Source organism: Achromobacter sp. (genome assembly GCF_036567245.1).
In the GTDB taxonomy this organism is placed as follows: Bacteria; Pseudomonadota; Gammaproteobacteria; order Burkholderiales; family Burkholderiaceae_B; genus Achromobacter.
The window spans coordinates 1-2,540 of sequence record NZ_DATCUY010000378.1 but is presented as its reverse complement, the minus strand read 5'-3'; the positions used below and the strand labels follow the sequence as shown (position 1 = coordinate 2,540).

Below are 2,540 nucleotides of genomic sequence, written 5' to 3'. Positions count from 1 at the left end.
ACGCGCGCGGCGCCAAGCCCGCGCATGGCCGCGCCGCCTACTGCCTGCGGCGCAACAGGGCGTACAGGATGATGGCGCCGAAGGTAGCGGTGCCGATGCCGCCCAGCGTGAAGTTGCCTAGCTTGACCGTGAAGTCGCCCGCGCCCAGCACCAGCGTGACCGCGGCCACGATCAGATTGCGGTTGTCGCTGAAGTCGACCTGGTTGACCACCCAGATGCGGGCGCCGGCGATGGCGATCAGGCCGAACACCACCACCGACATGCCGCCCAGCACGGGCGCCGGAATCATCTGGATCAGCGCGCCGAACTTGGGCGAGAAGCCCAGCACAATGGCGATCACGGCGGCCACCACGAACACCAGCGTCGAGTAGATGCGCGTGACCGCCATCACCCCGATGTTTTCGGCGTAGGTGGTGACGCCCGTGCCGCCCACGGCGCCGGACACCATGGTGGCGACCCCGTCGCCGACGAAGGCGCGGCCCAGGTAGCGGTCCAGGTCCTGGCCCGTCATGGCGCTGACCGCCTTCACGTGGCCCAGGTTCTCCGCCACCAGGATGATGGCGACCGGCACGATCAGGCCCATGGCCTCGGCCTTGAACACCGGCGCGGCAAAGTGCGGCAGGCCGAACCAGGCCGCTGCGGCCACGCCGGAGAAATCGATCGGCTTGCCCAGCCCCATGCCGTTGGCGAGGATGCCGTACACCACGCAGGCCAGGATCATGCCGACCAGGATCAGCAGGCGCTGGACCATGCCCTTGGTGAACACGGCGATGCCGCCCACGCAAAGTATGGTGACCATGGCCATCACGCTGTCGAAGCCCGATGCGCCCATCGCGCCCTTGGCGGCGATAGGCGCCAGGTTCAGGCCGATGACCGCGACCACCGCGCCGGTGACCACGGGCGGCATCAGGGTGTCGATCCAGTTTGCGCCGCCCCCGGCGCGCGCGTTGACGAACCAGACGATCAGGCCGATCAAGGTGTAGGCCAAGCCGCAGGCGATGATGGCGCCCAGCGCCACGCCGATATTGGCGTTCGCCCCACCGCCGGCATAGCCGGTCACCGCGATCACGCCGCCGATGAAGGCGAAGCTGGAGCCCAGGTAGCTGGGAACGCGTCCGCCGACGAACAGAAAGAAGATCAGCGTGCCGATGCCCGACATCAGGATGGCGACGTTCGGGTCGAAGCCCATGAGCAGCGGCGCCAGCACGGTGGAGCCGAACATGGCGACGACGTGCTGGGCGCCCATGGCCACGTTCTTGGGCCAGGACAGCCTTTCGTCGGGCGCGATGATGACGCCGGGCTCGGTGTCGTCAGCCAGGCGCCAGCGCGGAAAGTAGGAATTGGACATGGATATCCCAAAATAGGTGTTGGGTGTGAGCGGGCGCCAGTGTAAAGGGGGCCGCAAAGGGGCGGCAATGCTTAAGTTCGTCGTCAGAATGCCGTACTAGTGAAAACCCCGAAATCCTCATAGGCGGCAGGAGCAATCATGGCGATCGATCCCATCAGCGGCAGTTCCCGAGTCAACAGCCTGGCAGACCTCTGGGCCCAGAGGATCCAGGCCAACAAGGAAGCCAAAAGCGCCTCGGATTCGGAATCGAGCACGGTGTCCGCAGACGGCAAGATCCGCATCAACAACCCCGGCGGCCTGAAATTGGGCAACGTGCAGGCCGCCAAGGAAGTCGAGGACAGCAGCAACGACGACGCATACACGCGCCAGATCAAGGAACTGCAGAAGCAGCTCAAGCGCGTGATGGACCAGATCGCCCAGGTCAAGGCCAGCGGCATGCCCGCCGAAATGAAGGCCCAGCAACTGATGGCGCTCAATGCCCAGGCGATGCAGATCCAGCAGCAGATCACCGAAGTGATGGAGCAGCAGGCCCAGGCCATGCAACGTGGCGTATCCGCCAGGGCCTAGCGGGCAAGGCAAGGCGCCCCGCCCGGCCGGGGCGCCCGCATTGATGGCGCGCATCAAAATTTCTGATTGGACGCTGCCCAGTCCTGCCAGTACTGTCTCCGGACAAATCTAAAACCACGGAGACAAACCATGCACGCAATGCGCACAGCCCTCGCAGGGGCGCTGCTGGCCGTTTGCGCCGCGCCGGCCCTGGCCGGCACGGTGACGGTGATCACGTCGTTCCCCAAGGACCTGACCCAGGCCTACAAGACCGCGTTCGAAAAGGCCAATCCCGGCATTACGCTGGAAATCCTGAACAAGAACACCGTGTCGGGCATCGCCTACGTGCGTGAAACGCCCGCCGGCCAGCGCCCCGAAGTGTTCTGGGCCAGCGCGCCCGACGCCTTCGAGGTGCTGGGCCGCGACAAGCTGCTGGCCAAGTCGGCCGACGTGGCGAACAAGGACGTGCCGGACAAGATCGGCAACTACCCCATCAACGATCCCGGCGGCATGTACCTGGGGCAGGCGCTGGCCGGCTACGGCATCATCTACAACACGCGCTACATCGCCGCGCACAAGCTTCCCGCGCCGGTCGAATGGAAGGACCTGCTGGCGCCGCACTGGTTCGGCCACGTCGGCATCACCT

General features: G+C 65.7%; 3 protein-coding genes. 2 read left to right on the top strand and 1 reads right to left on the bottom strand.

The window, feature by feature from the left end:
- Positions 1 to 37 precede the first annotated feature (37 nt).
- A complete protein-coding gene (locus VIR09_RS16195) occupies positions 38 to 1,348 on the bottom strand; it encodes a solute carrier family 23 protein (RefSeq protein ID WP_332013793.1) in 1,311 nt (436 codons plus the stop codon).
- Positions 1,349 to 1,486: 138 nt separating this feature from the next.
- On the opposite strand from VIR09_RS16195, the gene VIR09_RS16190 reads away from it, so the two are divergent.
- Both VIR09_RS16190 and VIR09_RS16185 read left to right on the top strand, forming a co-directional pair.
- Entirely contained in the window at positions 1,487 to 1,915 is a 429-nt protein-coding gene (locus tag VIR09_RS16190; RefSeq protein WP_332013792.1) for a hypothetical protein, read from the top strand.
- A 129-nt stretch (positions 1,916 to 2,044) separates the two neighbouring features.
- A partial coding sequence (locus VIR09_RS16185; protein ID WP_332013791.1) for an extracellular solute-binding protein occupies positions 2,045 to 2,540 on the top strand: 496 nt, incomplete at its 3' end.